15 protein-coding genes are annotated in these 18752 nt (G+C 54.6%); 2 read left to right on the top strand and 13 right to left on the bottom strand.

The features are described from left to right. From AAC01S_RS19720 to AAC01S_RS10715, 7 genes are all read right to left on the bottom strand, one after another. Positions 1 to 182, bottom strand: a 182-nt coding sequence (locus AAC01S_RS19720) for a hypothetical protein (RefSeq protein WP_217997829.1), incomplete at its 3' end; no start/stop codon positions are given. Between the two features lie 499 nt (positions 183 to 681). Then, positions 682 to 2085: a glucuronate isomerase gene (gene uxaC / locus AAC01S_RS10740; protein ID WP_067621832.1), complete on the bottom strand. Its 1404-nt coding sequence runs from the start codon at positions 2083 to 2085 to the stop codon at positions 682 to 684. 134 nt (positions 2086 to 2219) lie between these two features. After that, entirely contained in the window at positions 2220 to 3716 is a 1497-nt protein-coding gene (locus AAC01S_RS10735) for a tagaturonate reductase (RefSeq protein ID WP_067621829.1), read from the bottom strand. After that, a complete protein-coding gene (locus AAC01S_RS10730) occupies positions 3713 to 5215 on the bottom strand; it encodes a UxaA family hydrolase (protein ID WP_157071136.1) in 1503 nt (500 codons plus the stop codon). The genes AAC01S_RS10735 and AAC01S_RS10730 overlap by 4 nt, the downstream gene beginning before the upstream one ends. A gap of 158 nt (positions 5216 to 5373) precedes the next feature. Continuing rightward, positions 5374 to 6786, bottom strand: a complete 1413-nt coding sequence (locus AAC01S_RS10725; protein ID WP_067621825.1) for a sugar porter family MFS transporter — start codon at positions 6784 to 6786, stop codon at positions 5374 to 5376. Between the two features lie 192 nt (positions 6787 to 6978). Then, complete coding sequence (locus AAC01S_RS10720; protein WP_245630178.1) at positions 6979 to 7977, bottom strand: LacI family DNA-binding transcriptional regulator; 999 nt, start codon at positions 7975 to 7977, stop codon at positions 6979 to 6981. 253 nt (positions 7978 to 8230) lie between these two features. After that, positions 8231 to 9064, bottom strand: a complete 834-nt coding sequence (locus AAC01S_RS10715; RefSeq protein WP_067621823.1) for an AraC family transcriptional regulator — start codon at positions 9062 to 9064, stop codon at positions 8231 to 8233. A gap of 173 nt (positions 9065 to 9237) precedes the next feature. On the opposite strand from AAC01S_RS10715, the gene AAC01S_RS10710 reads away from it, so the two are divergent. Both AAC01S_RS10710 and AAC01S_RS10705 read left to right on the top strand, forming a co-directional pair. After that, positions 9238 to 10134 (top strand): phytanoyl-CoA dioxygenase family protein, encoded by an 897-nt coding sequence (locus AAC01S_RS10710; protein WP_067621821.1) that lies wholly within the window; start codon positions 9238 to 9240, stop codon positions 10132 to 10134. A gap of 218 nt (positions 10135 to 10352) precedes the next feature. Next, positions 10353 to 11378: an MFS transporter gene (locus AAC01S_RS10705; RefSeq protein ID WP_067621819.1), complete on the top strand. Its 1026-nt coding sequence runs from the start codon at positions 10353 to 10355 to the stop codon at positions 11376 to 11378. 100 nt (positions 11379 to 11478) lie between these two features. Here AAC01S_RS10705 and AAC01S_RS10700 read toward each other — a convergent pair whose 3' ends face one another. The 6 genes from AAC01S_RS10700 to AAC01S_RS10675 form a co-directional block, all read right to left on the bottom strand. Continuing rightward, entirely contained in the window at positions 11479 to 12828 is a 1350-nt protein-coding gene (locus AAC01S_RS10700) for a GH1 family beta-glucosidase (RefSeq protein WP_067621817.1), read from the bottom strand. A gap of 96 nt (positions 12829 to 12924) precedes the next feature. Next, positions 12925 to 13878, bottom strand: a complete 954-nt coding sequence (locus tag AAC01S_RS10695) for an ABC transporter ATP-binding protein (protein WP_067621815.1) — start codon at positions 13876 to 13878, stop codon at positions 12925 to 12927. Further along, entirely contained in the window at positions 13871 to 14866 is a 996-nt protein-coding gene (locus tag AAC01S_RS10690; protein WP_067621814.1) for an ABC transporter ATP-binding protein, read from the bottom strand. Before AAC01S_RS10690 ends, AAC01S_RS10695 begins: the two co-directional genes overlap by 8 nt. Beyond that, positions 14866 to 15822 (bottom strand): ABC transporter permease, encoded by a 957-nt coding sequence (locus tag AAC01S_RS10685; protein ID WP_067621813.1) that lies wholly within the window; start codon positions 15820 to 15822, stop codon positions 14866 to 14868. The genes AAC01S_RS10690 and AAC01S_RS10685 overlap by 1 nt, the downstream gene beginning before the upstream one ends. Next, positions 15819 to 16808 (bottom strand): ABC transporter permease, encoded by a 990-nt coding sequence (locus tag AAC01S_RS10680; protein WP_067621812.1) that lies wholly within the window; start codon positions 16806 to 16808, stop codon positions 15819 to 15821. Before AAC01S_RS10680 ends, AAC01S_RS10685 begins: the two co-directional genes overlap by 4 nt. Before the next feature lie 109 nt (positions 16809 to 16917). Further along, the gene (locus tag AAC01S_RS10675) at positions 16918 to 18639 is read right to left on the bottom strand and encodes an ABC transporter substrate-binding protein (protein WP_157071135.1); all 1722 of its coding nucleotides are present in this window, start codon (positions 18637 to 18639) and stop codon (positions 16918 to 16920) included. Positions 18640 to 18752 lie beyond the last annotated feature (113 nt).

The following is an 18752-nucleotide window of genomic DNA, read 5'->3' as shown; positions in this document are numbered from 1 at the left end:
GCTATGCCGGCAAAAGCACCCGGCCGCTGGCGCCGCCACCCCACCATAGCGGACAAAAGTTCCGCTATGCCGGCAAAAGCACCCGGCCGCTGGCGCCGCCACCCCACCATAGCGGACAAAAGTTCCGCTACGCCCGCGGGAACGCCCGGCTGCTGGCGCCGCCACCCCACCATAGCGGACAAAAGTTCCCTTACGCCCGCGCGAGCACCCGGCCGCTGGCGCCGCCGCCCCTTCATAGCGGACAAAAGTTCCGCTATGCCGGCAAAAGCACCCGGCCGCTGGCGCCGCCGTCCCTTCATAGCGGACAAAAGTTCCCTTACGCCCGCAGAAGCGCCCGGCCGTGACAGGCGCCGCCATGCCGTATGTTTTTAATCGCCCTAAAATCCCCACTTTCGCCATGGTGACTTACCCCGAATAATCGTCATCAACTGGTAAATGACCGGGCACTTGACACGGAGCCTCTACGGGCACGGATTAGCCAAAGTGCCGCCACCACAAGGGTTTTGGCAGCCAACCAGGCTACCATGCCCGCCTCTCCGTATAGAGTGCCCTGCCCCTTCTCGAAATGGTGTAGACATAATATCGATGATGAAAGCGGGTATTTTTACTTGACGACAAACAGCCGTAACGGAAAAAGGGCCCCACGACTCACCTCGTAAGGCCCCGCAACGCGTTCGCGCATCACGAGAACTGGAAGTAGGCTTTGGCGTTGCCGTAGCAAATGCCCTGAATGATTCGGCCCAACAGCTCCATATCGTTTGGCGCTTCGCCTTGTTCGACCCAACGGCCGAACAAGTCACAGAGCAGCCGCCTGAAGTACTCATGCCGCGGGTACGACAGGAAGCTTCTCGAATCGGTCAGCATACCGACGAACCGGCTCAAGAGCCCGATGTCCGCCAGGACCTGCATTTGATTCAACATGCCCGCCTTGGTGTCGTTGAACCACCAGGCGGCACCGAGTTGCATTTTCCCTGGAATGCCGCCACCTTGGAAGCTGCCCATCCATGCGGCAAGGACCGGGAAGTCTTTTGGGTTCAACGAATACAGAATCGTCTTTGGCAGCCCATCCTCCTGCTCCAGCGCATCCAGCAACTGACCCAACGACAACGCCAACTGACCGTCGTACATCGCATCATTGCCAGTATCCGGACCGAGGCTTTGGAACATGCGGGTGTTGTTATTGCGAGCGGCGTGCATGTGCAATTGCATCACCCAGCCGAGCCGAGCGTACAATTTGCCGAGAAAGACAAGCGTATACGTCCGATACTTGTTCTCTTCGAACAAGCTGATGGGCTCGTGCCTGATGGCCTTCTGAAAGATCGCTGCCGCTTCTTCAAACGTCGTTGGTTCATACGGAACCGTGTCCAGCGCGTGATCGGACGTGCGACAGCCTACTTCATGGAAGAACTCGGCCCGCGCTGTAAGTGCGTCCAACAACGCGGCATAATCCGTGATCGAACGACCGCTGGTCTCCTCCATCTGGCGAAGCCAAGGAACGAAGGTGTCTGCGGTGATGCGCAGGGCTTTGTCGGGACGGAACGCAGGGACGACCTTAACGGGAAACGTCTTATCATCTTTGAGTTTCACGTGATACTCCAGCGTGTCGGCTGGATCGTCGGTGGTGCAGACGACTTCGACGTTGGATTTGGTGATGAAGTCCCGGGGACGGAACCCGTCTGACTGTAGCATTGCATTGGTCTTTTCCCAAATCTCCGGCGCAGTGGTTTCGTCAAGCAGGGTGTCGATTCCGAAAAACCGGCGCAGTTCCATGTGCGACCAGTGATACAGCGGGTTGCCGATGGTCATCGGCACCGTCTTGGCCCACGCCATGAACTTATCGTAGTCACTGGCATCGCCCGTGATGAAGGCTTCATCGACGCCATTGGCGCGCATCAGGCGCCACTTGTAGTGGTCTCCGCCAAGCCAGACATCTGTGATATTGCGAAACGGTGTGTTCCGATAGATTTGCTCGGGACTGATATGACAGTGGTAGTCGATGATCGGCATATCCTTCGCGTACTGCTCATACAGCGCTGCGGCCGTCGCATTGGACAACAGAAAGTCATGGTCGAGAAATGTTTTCATATGAATGCTCCTCCCTGTCATAGGTTTTTCGTACTGCATTCAACCAGATGATCTCTTGGCTGCTTGCGCATCCTCGACATGTTTCAGAACCGGCTCGACGCGGAATGGAGATCGATCCGAAGCACGCGTGGCCGTCATGTTGACGTCTGCCTCACGGTAGACACCAGAGACTCCAACGCGGTTTCCAGTCCGTGTGCCCGAGTTTGCATCATGAAGTCGACGACGGCTTCGCAAAACCCGTCGATTTGATTCAGGTCCTCCCCCCACAGGGCGGGATCGCCAAGCAGCTTTTCGACAACTGGCCGCAGGCCGATGTCCGGTTCACTGCGCCAAATCGCTGAAACCCTTTCAAGCAGCGCTGGGTCGTCCTGTACTTCCTGCGCTCCGGCCGCTTCACGGTAAAAAAGAAGCTGTGTCGCAAAGGCGGCCGTCAAAAGGACAGGGATGCGGCCAGAATGCCTGTGGAACTCCGTGACGGTGGGCAACAGGCGCACCCGGATTTTCGACAGACCATTCAAAGCGATGGATTTCAGCTCGTGACGGATAAACGGGTTCTCGAACCGGTCAAAGACAGCCGCCGCGAACTGTTCGATCCCGCTTCGGTCAGACACGACCCGACTGGCCAGTAAGGTTGGAACAATTTCTTCGTCCAGCATTCTGTGGACAAACGGTCCGACGACCGGATGGTTCACGGCCTCCCTGACCGTCTGTACGCCCAGTAACATACCGGCTGCACACATCGCCGTATGCAAGCCGTTTAAGATCCGGACTTTCTGGGTGCGATAGGGCCGAATATCCGAGACATAAGCCACATTCAACCCGATTTGCTCGAACGGCCAAAGCGTGCGCAGGCGTTCATCGGCTTCAACCACCCACAGGTGAAACGGTTCTCCCACCGTGACAAGCGCATCGCGATACGGCAGTTGCGCCAGCAATTCGTGTGCGTCGTCACCCGTAGGGAAGCCAGTCACAATGCGATCGACCAAGGTATTGCAGAAGTGGTTGTGCTGCTGAACCCACTCGCGAAACGCGGCTGGCAGTCCCCAGTCCCGCGCATGCTGCAACACCACGTCACGCAGCCGATCCCCGTTATCGTCCAGCAGTTCACAAGGCACGATGGTCATGCCAGCCGTTGCCGCCCCTTGGAAGTGGTTGTATCTGTGGAGCAAGTAGGCGGTTAACTTGCCCGGAAAAGACTGCAGAGGCACGCCTTCCTGATAGTCCTCACGGATGTATTGGATCCCCGATTCCGTCGTATTGGACACGACAATTTCGATGGTTGGATTCTCCGCACAGGCGAGAAATTCGTCCCATTGTTGATACGGGTCGATCCCGCGGCTCACAGACGACACGATGTCCCGCTCATCGACCTTGACGCCTTCCCGAACGCCGCGGAGCCAAACGGTAAACAAGCCGTCCTGCGCATTCAAGCGCTCAATATTCGCTCGTCCGGTGGGCCGTGGCGCAACCACCACAATCCGACCGCAAAACAGCTGGTGTTTGTTCAGTTGGTGGATCATCCAGTCGACAAAACCGCGGAGAAAATTCCCCTCGCCAATCTGAATCACCCGATCCGGCAATTGCAACAGCGCTTGATCTGGACAGTGGTCTCGCGTCAGCAGGACAGTCACAGCGTCACACCGTCCTTGAAGATCGCGATTTCACGAAACCCATTCTGTTCATTTCTGGTTTTCATGCGGCCGGAAGCGACATCAATGACCATTCGATACAGCGAGACTGCGAGCTCAGCTTTGTCTTCACCCTCAACCAAACCGCCGGCATTGAAATCAATCCAGTTCTTCTTCTTCTCGAACAGGCTCGTGTTCGTCGAAATTTTCAGGGTCGGGACGGCCGCACCCATCGGCGTACCTCGCCCGGTGGTAAATAGAATCAGGTGCGCCCCTGCGGCCGTCAACGCGGTCACCGATACCATGTCATTGCCTGGCGATTGTACGAGGCTGAGTCCAGGTTGGGTCGATGGGGCCCCATAGGGCAACACGTCGACCACCGCCGCAGTGCCCCCCTTTTGAATGCACCCCAGCGACTTTTCTTCCAGCGTCGTGATACCGCCGTCCTTATTGCCTGGTGAAGGGTTCTCGTAAATGACTTGACCGTGACGCGTGTAGTAGTCCTTAAAGTCGTCGATCAACGACACAACCTTGCCAAATACAGCTTCATTCGCCGCGCGGTTCATAAGAATCGTTTCCGCGCCAAACATCTCCGGCACCTCGGTCAGGAGTGAAGTGCCTCCATTCGCCACCACCAAATCGGACACGGCTCCGACCAACGGGTTGGCCGTAATCCCGGAGAATCCATCGGATCCGCCGCACTTCAATCCGACTTTGAGCCGGGCCAGCGGGACCGACTCCCGTACAAAGGTCCGCGCATAGGCGGCCAGTTCACGAAGCAGCCGCATGCCTTCCTCGTACTCATCCTCCACTTCCTGAAGCGACAGGAAACGAATTTTTTCTTCAGGTATCCCTTCCAGGCAGGCACGAAACGCCTGAATTCGGTTGTTCTCACACCCAAGCCCAATCACGAGGACGCCAGCAGCATTCGGATGCCGTGCCAGTCCAGCCAACGCCTGCTGCGTATACTTCAAATCATCGCCCAGTTGAGAGCAGCCATAGGGGTGCGCAAAATGATAGACGCCGTCAATCCCGTCGCCGCGGAATTCTGTGTCTGCCATCCTCGCCAGCGTTTCCGCTGTTTTATTCACACAACCGACGGTGTTCAGAATCCAAATTTCGTTCCGAATCCCGACCTCGCCGTTCTCACGCACATAGCCCTCAAACGACGTTGGCAGATCCGGATTCCCGACCAGGGCACGCCTCGCCACGGGCTCGTAGCGGTAGATTTCCTTTCCACTTAGATTGGTCCTCACATTATGCGTGTGCACCCAGCTACCCTTGGCAATCGACGCTGTGGCGTGTCCAATCGGATACCCGTACTTGATGACCGGTTCTCCTTCGGCCAGGTCTGTAAGACTGATTTTGTGCCCACGCGGAACCGCCTCCAGCGCCTGTATGGCTCCGCCCGCAAACACGACGGTGTCGCCAGCAGCGACAGATTCCACGGCAATCAGCACGTTATCGCTTTCATGAATGCGCAGCGCTCTTACTGTCCCCATGATCTCATCCCATCTCATCTGCAGGTCTCACTGTTAAATATAACACTATAGATACGATAATCAATTCATTATACAAACATTCTGCTGTTAAGAAATGCGGCCACCTGTTTTGCGGCCGCATGTCCCCGATGTTTCTGCAGAAACATCTTCCACGGATGTTATTTGCCAATGGAGGCGTCACTTTGGTGCAGCCAGTCCGCCTGAATCCGTTCCATGGTCTTCTTGCTCGTTTCCGGCGCCACCCTCTGCATGAAGACAGCCATCACGATGCAGAACACCGCGAAGATCCAGAACGTCCAGGTCCCGCCAATTGCCTTGAGCAGGATGGGGAAAAACTGCGCAACTAAGTAGGTCGCAAACCAAAGCGCAAACGACGCGATCGACATGGCCCTGCCGCGAATGCTGGTCGGATAAATTTCGGAGAGAACAATCCAGACCCCGCCGCCCCAAGACAGCTCATACGCAATGGTGTGAAGGAAGACAAGTGCCAGAACCAGCCACGTGAGCATATGCGGCATGGCGAACGCAATGCCAAGCACGACCAGGAAGAGGGCCATGAACCAGCCATTCCACACCAGTAAGCGCTTTCTACCAATGCGATCGACAATCAGCATCAGGACAATGACAAACACCACTTTGATGGCGCCCACAATGACCGTATCGTAGAAAGAAGCGTTCGCTCCGGCCCCTGCTGCTTTAAAGATCATCGGTGCATAGTAGCCAACGGCGTTGGTCCCGGTGAATTGTTGGAAAACGGCAAGCAGGACGCCAATGAAGAGGGCCTTGCGGATGCCGGGACTGAAAACCTCTTTCCAGAACGAATCCGGCACCTCCTGAATCGATGCACGGATATCCTGCAATTCGGTTTGGGCAGACTTCCGGTCTCTGACGCGATTGAGAATCGACAGCGCTCCCTGCTCGTTGCCCCGGGTCACCAGATACCTTGGACTTTCGGGTACGAAAAAGAGCAAGAAGAAGAAAATGAGACCTGGGATGATACCCATACCAAACATCCAGCGCCAGCCCGTCGTCTGGTTCCAGGCCGCAGTATGCGTGCTGACGATGGCCGCGTTGACGAAGTAGACAATAAAAATGCCGCTAACAATCGCTAATTGGTTGGAGGCCACCAGACGACCTCGAATCTTAGCAGGCGCAATCTCGGCGATGTAGAGCGGAGACAACAAAGAAGCCAGACCAATACCAATCCCTCCGCAAAACCTTCCGATGACGAGCACCCATACACCGTTGGCAAACGCCGTGAGCATACTGCACAAGATGAATGTCAGCCCAGCGATCAACAGGGCTTTCTTGCGCCCTAATTTATCCCCCAACAAGCCGGCAATCAGAACACCGAGCATCGCACCAAGGTCGATACTGCTCGAAACCAGCCCCGTCATCGCAGTCGACATGTGAAACTCCGTTTGCAAAAAACCATTTGCGCCCGAAATGACGCCCGTGTCGTAACCAAACAACAAGCCTCCGAGTGAAGCGATGATGACAACGACCGTAATGTACCCGGCGCCTGGTTTCGAATCTGCGGCGTCAGACACTGCGGCACTTGTCTCAGTCATGCCCTTTTCCACCTTTCCGTCTCGAATGATGATTTCTCTTCAGCATGATGACAGCGCATCCATGTATACCGGAGAAGACACTCACTCCTCTCTCGAAACAAATAAAAGCGCTTTCATATGAACTATATAACATAGTATGAAGTTAATTCGTTTCATGTGTCAATGTTAATTTAAACATTGATGACTTCGAATTTATGAACGAAGCGGCGCTGTCGAACGGCGAATGACCCGATTCGCTTCCAACACAATCCGGCGCGGTCCCTCCCGAAGCCCCTCAATTCTTTCGATGAGCATTTGTGTCCCGAGCGATCCGAAGCTGTACGTCGGTTGAACGGCACATGTAAAAGCCGAATCCACCGCGGCGAGGTAATCCGAGTTGCCAAAGCCCACGATGCTCATGTCCTCAGGAACCCGCAACCCCAGCTCCGTTAAGCGGTTGATTGCGTGCGCATATTGAAACATGTTGGCGACGAACAGTGCGGTGGGCGGCTCGTCGAGTTTCAGGAGTTCATCGATAAATTTTGGATCACTGTCCCGCGTCATGGACGAATGCTGGATCCACGCCTCCGAATATGGGCAGTTGTGCAGTGCCATGGCCTGACGATAACCTTCAAGGCGCTCCCGACTGGCGGCGTTATTCGAAGGTCCCGTCACAATGGCGATACGCCGATGTCCAAGCGAGATGAGGTGTTCAACCAACGCTTTCGACGATCCAACAATGTCGCTTTTCACCAAGTCAACATGGATGCCTTCTACGTCTCGATCGAGCAGCACAAATGGGATTTCCTCTTTCTCCAACAACTCCAGGTTTGACTTCGAGTCGTCCCCTACTGGAGCAATCAGCACGCCATCAGCGTGAAACTCAATACTCATCTGAATGTACTGCTTTTCCTTGTTGAGATTTTCGTCGGTATTCGCCAAAAACACTCGATAATCGTGTTTCTTTGCCACGTCTTCCATCCCGCGGGCGATGAACGTGAAAAACGGATTCGTGATATCAGGCACAATCAGTACCAGCGTGCTGATTTCATGTTGAATGATCTGCCTCGTGTAGCCTTTCGGAATGTAATTCACCTGTTCCATGGCGCGCAGAACTTTTTTGCGCGTCGATTCTTTCACTTTCCCGCTCCCGCTGATAATTCTCGAAACCGTCATCACGGAAACACCAGCCAATTTCGCCACATCTGCCATCGTCGCCAAGCCGAGCACCATCCTGTCGCAATCCTCATCATGAATCGTGTTAATTTTAACACAAACGTGTTACTGTAGACATCTCCGGCATGCATCAAAAGATATGCTTGCTCCATCAGGCACACTTACAGATGTGGAGATACGAAAGGGATGAAGCAAATGGAAGGACCGGCTGGACAGCGATGTACATATGGTTTGTTTCTATCATGCATGGTTTGTTTCCGTCGCGGTATTGCGGGTCTTTCGCCGAGCATCATTCCCAAGCCATGCCCACGTTGCGATACCTGCTTGGACTCACGCCGTAGGTTTTCTTGAATTGTACGGATAGGTGGAATTCGTCGCTGAAGTTCAACCGCGATGCAATCTGCCTGAGAGATTGTTGACTATTCAACAGTGACATGCGTGCGGATTCAAGTTTCAATTTGTAAAAGTACCGCGACGGAGTGTCCCCAGTCACCGCTCTGAACGACTGGTAAAAAGTTGTTCGTGACACGCGGCACAGCCGAATCAAATCGTTCACATTCAATGGTTGTTCGATGTTCTGATGCATCCACAGCAAGGCTGGTGTGATGTCGTGATGCTGAATTTGGATGGGCTTCCACGCGGCGTGTTCTGTCGACAAGGCGATCAGGATGGCGTGGAGCAGTCGCATACTTTCATACATGTTCGCTCTCGTTCGCACCATAAGCGCGCAGATCAGCCGTTCACACAAACGCTTGATGCGCACTTGATTCGACATTCGCGCGACCTCGTGGATTGGAATCGACAAATGCCCAACCATGTCCAAGTCACTCATGTGGATAAAATAGAAGCTCCAGCCGCTGTCCTTTGGGCAACCATAACTGCATGGTTCATTCGCCTCAACGATGAAGCAGCTCCCCTCTTCCAACACGTGCCTCTGTCGATCCCGCCTGAGAAAAAACTCACCGCGACCGGCAAACGTCAAGAACATCCCAGGCGTCGCGAAACCTTTCGTCTGCGAACACTGGTACGAGTCGTTCGCTTCCACTTTCCATATCGAAATCAACCTAGTCAGCGGAAGCTCAAATGGATCGGGCAACTCGTATGGAATATTCAAATAGTCCAACGTCATCCCCCCTCGTTGGCCATGTTCATAAAGCCATATGCAACACCGTAACGCTTCGGATGAAATGTACGCAGGTACATGACCTGGGATTCCTATTCATTCCTCCAAGAAGGTTCGCGAACTACGATCCATGCATCGGCACAAACCACAACATTCCAAGGACGGTGACAAGCGTGAATGTGCAATTTGGAGAGCATCAGCTTGAAATGGGCGGAAAATACCTTACCGAACTACGCGATTCAAACGACGTGATCGACGACTGGACGGCGCTTCGAGGCCGGCTTCAGGAAGACGGGTATCTGTTGATACGAAACTTTCACGATCGCGACCTGGTCCTCAACGCGAAAGCCGAATTCTTGCAAGCCCTCCACGAGATGGGCAGATTGGATCCCGCTTTTCCAGTGGAGCAGGGCGTGATTGGCCAAAGCAACAAATCCGCCATGTGGGGCGGCGGCGCAGAGGAACTTCAAGATCGCTTCCCCGCGTTTCTTCAAGTCGTGAACTCTGACCGGGTCATGGATTTCTTCACCCGTTTATTGGGCGGCCCCGTGCTGACCTACGACTACAAGTGGCCGCGTGCTGTCGGGCACGGCGGCAGCACAGGCGCCCACTACGACATCGTGTACATGGGCAGAGGTACGAAGAACGTCTATACCATGTGGACGCCAATGGACGATATTCCAATGGAGCAAGGAACTTTGGCGATGTGTTTGGGATCGCAGCATTTTGCAAAAGTCAAAGCGACCTACGGGCAGCTGGATGTCGATCGCGACAACGTGATCGACGGCTGGCTTTCCAAAGACCCGGTTGACATTGTCGAGAAATTTGGCGGCAAGTGGGCTACGACGAATTTTTCCGCGGGCGATGTGATCATCTTCGGGATGTTCATGCTTCACGCTTCCTTGATCAACACGACCAACCGCTATCGAATCAGTTCAGACACACGCTACCAACTGGCGGCGGAGCCAGTCGACGAACGTTGGATTGGACGGCGCCCAAAGGGACATTACGCCTGGGGGAAGACACCTGGCAAGTCAATGGAGGACGCGCGTAGAATGTGGGGCCTGTAAGCGTGCCGCGTGTCACAGAAAAAGGACATACCACAATGTCGTCGAACTGTATATGTCAGGATCCAATTCCAAGAGGAGGATCGGCGATGGCCGCATATAGTCCAACTTGCGGCATATCCGCCTTCGGTGACCAAGTTGGCTAAATTGGCCTGCTTTGGTTTGCGACGATTCATTTCCCAACGCCGTCCGCTGTTGGGACGGTCAGTCTCGTCTACGGTTTGTCGAATGTCATCGTCGGCTCCGGCGCAGGCTCGCTGTTTGATCGGCATCCTCCCAAAACGTTGCTCTGGCTCGCGGCATGCGGGCTTGGTACCGCCTTCACGCGGCTTGCCGCGCTCAGCCTGCTGCACCTATTGTCCAAGTCGACGCTCTTTGGGATGGTCTGTGTCATTGGATGCCTGACACCGTTCACCACAATCGGCTCCATGGTCCTGTTGCCGCGCGTCGTGCCGAACCAGGCCCTGGGCCAGGCCAATGCCTTGATGGAGACCATTTGGCAGGGGCGTCGCTCGGCGCCCCAATCTGCAGCGGCTTCTGCATGGCCAAGTGGGGGTTTGCCTCAACCGCCGCAATGGACGCCGCGACATTTTGGGTCTCGTCGCTTTGCATCCGGTCCCTGCACCTGGAGCACATACATCGAGGTGCGTGTGGATTCGGATCGTCGCAGCCTTGCCGCTTTGTGGCTGGACGTTCGAACGGCCTTGCTGACGCTCTATCGATGCAAACCGGTGTGGGTGATCACGGTCGCTGCGTTCGCGTTGAATGCAGCCTGCGGCCAACTCGAAATATCATTGCCAATCTATGCGCACAGACAATTGTCAGGAGACGCTTCGCTCCTCTGGTTCCACGGCCGAGTCGCCGCATATCTCTCCCTGGCATCTGCGGGCGCTGTGTTTGCAGGCTACGGACCGTTGGCGCGCACCGTCGTCCAACGGCTCGTGCCAGATTCGATGCGAGGGCGGGTGATGGCGTTTCGGGGTTCGATCATCGCCGCCGGACTTTGTGAAACATGTGTGACATACACCATTCGACGGCATTCGAGCTCATCCGAGGGTATGATCGAACTAGACTATAGGGGGTTGGGTGAGATGTCGAACAGTGACCTGGACGAGTATAAAATCTATCTCGAACTTCGGCTCAAATCACTTGGCATCCCCGACGAAAAGCTCACCGAAATGACGGAGTCGGTCGTCAACGCGTTAATGTCGCTTGGCTACTTCCGAGAAGAGCGAATGGCCATGTAAGCGAACTCGGCTGCCGGGCATGCGTAGGAAGGCTGATTGCCGTCGTAAGACAAAATAGCGAGGATGGCGCACCTTGGTGCGTTTATCCTCGCTTTTAGGTTCAGTCGGTCAAACCGTTGTTCTCAATCACTTGCCGATACCAGTGGAAACTGGCCTTCGGCGTCCTTACCTGTGTTTCGTAGTCGACGTAGATAATGCCAAACCGCTTGGTGTACCCGAAAGCCCACTCGAAGTTGTCCATCAGAGACCACAAGTAGTACCCTTTCAAATTTCCACCCTCTTGAATGAAGCGGTGCGCTGCGTCCAAGTGCTGGCGAACATAATCGATCCGCGGCGTATCCTCTACTTCCCCATTCACGATGGCGTCGGCGTTCGCTGCGCCGTTTTCCGTGATATAGATTGGCAGATCGGTGTATTCGTTCTTCAGTCGATGCAACAGGTCGTACAAGGCGTCGGGATAGATCTCCCAGCCCATGTCTGTGACGGGATTGTCTGTCGGCACACCGTGCACAGAAATCAACGAGTCATCGGCAGGATCGTCTTTCACGACGGATCGCGTGTAGAAATTGATACCCAAGAAGTCCTGAGGGACGGATATGGTCTCCATATCCCCTGGCTGAATGACGTTCAAATCGCCGCAAAACCGTTCCACGCGCGGCATGAAATCAGCTGGGTACTCACCTTTAAAGATGGGATCCAGGAACCAGCGATTCGAGAACGCATCCTGTCGCTGCTGTGCCGCGATGTCTTCTGGCGAATCGCTCGCCGGATACGCCGGGGTCAGATTGAGCGTGATGCCAATCTGTCCTTTCAATCCCAACTCCCGATAAAGCTTCACGGCTTCGCCGTGCGACAGCAAAATGTGGTGGGCGGCGCGGTACGCTCGACGCCAATCCTTCAGACCCGGCGCGTGTTCGCCAATGCCGTAGCTAAGCAGCGACGCGCACCATGGTTCATTGTGCGTAATCCAGAATGGAACGTCGTCGCCCAAGGCCTTGAACGCTTGTTCGGCGAATTCCTTGTAGTAATCGACGACAGCACGGTTCGACCAACCGCCCTCGTCCTCGATCCACTGCGGCAGGTCCCAGTGGTAGATGGTCGCCGCCGGGGTAATTCCGTGTTTGTGAAGCTGCTCAATCAGTCGCTTGTAGAAATCAAAACCGCTCTCGAGATAACGTCCCTTTTCAGGCATCACACGAGGCCATGCCAGAGAAAAGCGGTACGACTTGATACCCAAATCGGCCATCAGCTTGACATCCGATTCGTAACGATGAAAGTGATCGCACGCTACATCGCCCGTATGACCGAGAAGAACCTTGCCAGGTGTCTTCGAGAACGTGTCCCATATGGAAGGACCACGGCCACCTTCGTTCGCCGCACCTTCAATTTGGTAGGAAGCAGTGGCAGCTCCCCAAATAAAATCGTCCGGAAATTGACGCTTTCCCGTCATCACAGAATCCCCCTTAGGCCGTCAACATATCTGAACGTCGAACTGTGTGGACATCCCGACGGCTTGATCCCTATCTCCAGCTGTCCCCAATGCCTGTCACGCTGGATGGTGACACGCGACCGAATGCCCTGCGCTCGTTTCGACCAATGGCGGATCCTGCGTACGGCACACGTCCGAAACCAGCGGACAGCGATTGGCAAATGGGCAACCAACACGGCCCTCGAGCAAATTTGGCGCACTGTTGCTTGTCTCCGGCAGTGGTCCACGCTGGCGATTGCCAGGTGTCGCCGTCAACAGCAGGCGTGTATACGGATGTGTAGGATACTTAATCAGTTCGCCGGATTCCGCCGTCTCCATCACCTTACCGCCATACAGCACCATGATTCGGTTGCCGATGTAACGGGCGGACGCCAAATCGTGCGTGATGTAGAGGAATCCGATATTCAAATCACGGCGAAGATCGTTCATCAACCGCAAAATGCCTGCTCGAATCGACACGTCCAGCATCGAAATCGGCTCGTCCGCAACGATGAATTTCGGATTGACAGCAAGCGCCCGCGCGATTGCGACACGCTGCCGCTGCCCGCCCGACAACTCGTGCGGAAACTTTCGACGAGTCTCGGAAACTGGCGTCAACCCGACCTTTTCAAGCAGTTCGTCGATTTGCTTATCGACGCTGACGCTCCGATTCGTCCGGTGCTTCCGGATCGGAAACGCCAAATGTTGCTCAATCGTACGCGTGGGGTTCAGCGAGCCGAACGGATCCTGAAAGACCATCTGCGCATCGCGGCGGTATGCCATAATCTCGCGGCCGCGAATGTGAGCGACGTCGCGATCGCCAACAAGAATCGAACCCTCAGCCGGCTCAATCATCCGTACCAGAGCCTTGCCAATCGTCGACTTCCCACTGCCCGACTCGCCCACCAACGAAAGCACTTCACCCTCGTTGATGGAGAAACTGACGTGATCGACCGGGCGGACAAATTGTCCCTTGCCAATCGGAAAATGAACGACGAGATCCTTGACTTCCAAAAGCGGCCCCTTAGACATGTTCGACCGCCTCCTTTTCGCTAAACAAGTGGCACTCGATGAGCTTCTCTTCGACTTTCAGCTTCTGCGGACGAACTTGGCGGCAAATATCCGTCGCGTACGGACAGCGAGGATGGAATGCGCACCCCGACGGCAGATCCTGAAGGTCTGGCGGATAACCGGGAATACCTTGAATCGTTACTTCGTCTGCGGTCAGCTCTGGAATCGCTCTCAGCAGACCTTCCGTGTATGGATGGTGCTTCTCGCCCAGATGCAAGAGCTCACTCGGGGTTATCTCGATGAGACGTCCCGCGTACATGATGGCAACACGCGACGCAAGCTCCGCAACCAAGCTGAAGTCGTGGCTTACGAACATAATGGCAAATCCAACTTGCTCCTGGATCTTCTTGATCTCGTCGAGAATGGACCGCTGCACCACGACGTCGAGCGCCGTCGTCGGCTCGTCCATGATGACCAAGGACGGTTCGAGCGCGATCGCGATGGCGATAACCACGCGTTGGCGCATGCCGCCGGACAGTTCATGAGGGTAGCTCTTCAGATGCTTCCGGTCGATCCGAACGAGATCCATCAATTCCTCAGCTCGAGCGACGGCCTCCCGGTAGGACATCCCTTTCCGGTGAGCCTGCAACGCGTCGACAATCTGGGTCTCGACGGTCATGACTGGGTTCAACGCGCTCATCGCGCTTTGAAACACCATCGACATTTTGTCCCAGCGAAACTCCCGCAGTTCCTTCCTCGACATCTTATAGATGTCTTGGCCAAGGATTTTCACTCGACCTTTCGTCACAATCGCGTCGCCTTTCAGCAGTCGCATGATGGTGTACGCCATCGTCGACTTCCCGGAACCAGATTCGCCAATCAGGCCGACGATCTCGCCTGGGTAAATCGACAGATTGACATCGTTCACAGCGCTCACCAAACCGCTGGGGGTAACATATGCCACCGACAAATCCTCAATTTCGAGAACTGGCTGGTTGTTATCGGCCATTATGCGACACCTCCCTTTTGGCTAAGCTCTTTCATCAGCTTCTTCATATCGCGCTTGTTGCGGGATGTGCGCAAGCGCGGGTTCGTCACTTGGTCGATGCCGAAGTTCATCAGCGCGAAGCTCGTGCCGAGCAGGGCGATGCCGAGACCCGGAGGTACGAACCACCACCATGCTCCGCTGATCATCGCACCGTTTTGCGAAGACCAATACAGCATGGTGCCCCAACTCGTGGAAGCCACATTTTCGTATCCTAAGTACGCAAGTCCAGATTCGGCCAACAAAGCGCTCAGACAAGCGTACATCACGTTCGAGGCGATAACAGACGTCATGTTTGGAACAATCTCAAAGACGATAATTCGTAACGTCGACGCGCCAGACAACCGGGCCGCAGCGATGTAGTCGCGGCTGGCGATGGTCATGGCCATCGAACGCATGACGCGAGCGCCCCACGCCCAACCGGTCAAGGCGATGATCAAACCGTTCATGTACGGAGTCGAGTTGTTCACGTACGACTCGATGATGATGAGCAAGGCCAACCCTGGCATAACCAGGAAGATGTTACATATCGCATTGAGAATCGAGTCGGCGACTCCGCCAAGATAACCTGCCGTGACACCAATCAGGATCGCAATCACTGTGCTAAGCAATCCCGCGCCGATACCCACGATCATGGTCACGCGCGTACCCATGATAAACTGCGAGAAAACATCCTGCCCGAGGCTGGTGGTGCCAAACGGGTGCGCCGCACTCGGCGGAGCCAACATGTTGAAATCGGTTGCAGACGGATTATACGGCGCAATCAGCGGAGCAAATACCGCAACCACTACGAATAGCAAAAAGATAATCGCACCGATTAAAGCCTTGGGATTTTTGACAAACGTGCGCAAAGCGGAAGTTTTGCGCTTCTTTCTGACTGCGGCCACTGGCGCGTTTGAAATCGTCGTTTGTGCGCTCACGACGTTGCACCTCTCCTTCTAACCCGCGGATCCAAACGTCCATACAGCATATCCACGATGAAATTGATGACCAGCGCGGTCACGGCGATAATCAGGAACATGCCTTGGATCAGCGGATAGTCTTCACTCGATACGGCATTGGTCAATCCATAACCGATACCAGGATACGAGAAGACCTGTTCAATCAAAATCTGACCACTGATAATCTGCGACAACGCGATGGCAAGCGAGGTCAACTGTGGCAGCAGCGCGTTGCGAGCCGCATACGAGAAAATCAAGCGGCGCGTCGATACGCCCTTTGCTTCTGCGAACACGACGTAATCTTCGCCAAGTGTCGTCATCATGTTGTTGCGCATGCCGATGATCCAGCCGCTGATGCTGCCAACGAAGACGACAAACGCCGGAAGCAAACTGTGGTAGATGGCGCTTGAAATAAATGGCCAGTTGTAGCCTTGATTCACCGAATCTGAAGAACCGTGCGCCAACGGGAACCAGTGGTGAATGAACGCGAAGAAATAGATACAGATGAGGCCGAGCCAGAAACTTGGGATGGCTTGACCAAACATGGTAGCGACCGGGATCACGTTGTCCGCCACACCGCCGCGCCGCCAAGCAATCAGGATACCGACCAAGGTACCGACGACGACCGCGATAATGGTGACGGCTCCGAGAAGAATAATCGTCCAAGGCAAGCTACTTCCAATAATACTAACGACAGGAGTCGGAAAGTATTGGAATGAATCGCCCCAGTGTCCCGTCAGCAGATTGCCCAAGTACTGAAAATACTGCTGATACAAAGGACCGTGAGAGAGACCCAACTGTTGCTCAATCGCTTTCAACGCCGTTGGATTGATGTTTCCCGCTTGTTTCGCAATCATCGCCTGAGCCGGATTGCCCGGCATGAGCCTGGGCAGGATAAAGTTCAACGTTACCGCGGCCCACAAGGACAAAATCAGGAACCCGATGCGATTGAGAAAATACCGCATGGACCACACCCCTTTTTCAAGAAGCGAGGAGAGTGGGAAAATCTATCTCCTCGCAAAATCACTTCTATCCTATGCTATCCCTATGCTATCCGTAAAGCGATTTCAGTTCTTATTTTGTCGGCTTCAGGCGGTCCATGACGATTGCTGCAGATTGATAGTTGTACGGCGACGGATCGATCCACAGGTTCGATTTGGTCGGGAAGCCCGTGAAATTCGAGTCGTTGTACTCGTACCAGAGCGCACCGTCGAGCAACGGAATGACAGGCAATTGTTCGGCAGCCGTCTTTTCGATCTCGTACATATCCTTCAATTGCTCCGACTTGTTGGTGGTCGACGCAAAGTCTTGGAACACCTTGTCGAGCGACGGATTCTTGTAACCTTCGATATTGAAGCCGCCCGTCGAGTCAAGCATGTCGTGATATGTCGTGTACGGCGTCGGTCCGGCATTGGTCCACGAAATGGCCAATTGGTAGGTCGGTTTCACGCCTGCACCCGGATCAACCTGGTTGTAGTATGCCGAGTACTGTTGCTGGCTCACGTTGATTGCGATGCCGATCTTCTGCAGTTGTTGCTTGATGAGCAGCGCATCTTCGTCCCAGTCGCTCCACCCGGAGACCGTCAACAGCGTGAACGATAATTCCTTGCCGTCCTTGGCGAAAATACCTTTGGAGTCCTTCTTGAAACCGGCCTTCTCAAGGATTTGTTCCGCTTTTGTGTCGTTCACGGTGAAAGACTTGTCAGACGCCGGCAAATTCGGATCCAACCAAGCCTTCTGCGGAGGAAGCACGAGGCTCGTCGGCGACGCCGGAGACTCGTAGCCGGTTTCACCCTTGACCGACAACTCGTTGCGATCGATTGCCAAATTCATCGCTTGCCGTACAGGCAGTTGCGCCAACAATGGGTTAGTCAAGTTCGGATACAACTCGACCGGGTTGTTTGGCGGGAAGTAATAGTGATTGTGCTGCGGATCTGCCTTCACGAACGTCTTGTCGATATTCGGAATGTTGATGCCCGCGTATTGAATCTCGCCGCTCGCAAGCGCCAGGTCAGCACTCGAGTTGCTCGCGTACGCCGGGTAATTCAACGTTTTCACAGCCGGAGCTCCGCCGTAATACTGTTCATTTGCCGTAAACTTGTAATCCTGTGTCGAGAAATACGAGATTTTAAACGGCCCTGTGCCAATCGCCTGCGTGTACGTAATTTTCGCCTTCGCAGGATCCCCTAGCGAACTCCACAAATGCTTCGGCACGATATAGGTTCCAGCCAATACGTACTGCTCCGCGAACGGAATGTTCGACGACTTGAACGTGAACACCACCGTGTCGTTGCCTTGAGCCTTGACACTTGTCAGCTGTTGCCAGATGCCGTTGGTATCCGCATCCGGATATTTCTTGATGTCGTCGAACGTAAACACGACATCCTGTGCAGTGAACGCCTTGCCGTCGGTCCACTTCGCCTTCGGCTGAAGATGCACTGTTAGCGTTTTCCCGCCGTTGCTGAACGTAAAGCTCTTGCCCAACAGATTGAACTGTTTGCCAGTCGTATTGTCGAAATAGAACAACGTTTCATAAATGTTGCCGAGCGTACCGTCGACACTATTGGTTCCCGAGAACGGGTTGAAGTTGTCGGCGAAACTGCCTGTCACGTTAGGCGCGACTGTCAAAACGGCATTCGACACATTGGTCGAAGCAGCTCCGGTCGTTGATACGTTGGAACTCGAAGAACCGCTTGCTGTGTTGGAGGCCGTGTTGGAGACAGTACCGCATCCCGCTAAACCCAATGCGACTACGGCAGCCGTTGACGCTACACGAAATACATGCTTTTTGGACACTTGAAGTCCCCCTTTGATGTTCGGTGCAGAATCCCATTACCCGGAACCTTCGCAACAACCTTCGCGAAACCCCGGGTCAACGAAATCGCTTTCGCCCGATGTCTAAACAATTG

This window comes from Alicyclobacillus acidiphilus NBRC 100859 (genome assembly GCF_001544355.1).
GTDB classification, from domain to species: domain Bacteria; phylum Bacillota; class Bacilli; order Alicyclobacillales; family Alicyclobacillaceae; genus Alicyclobacillus; species Alicyclobacillus acidiphilus.
This window is presented reverse-complemented; position numbering and strand designations above follow the sequence as displayed.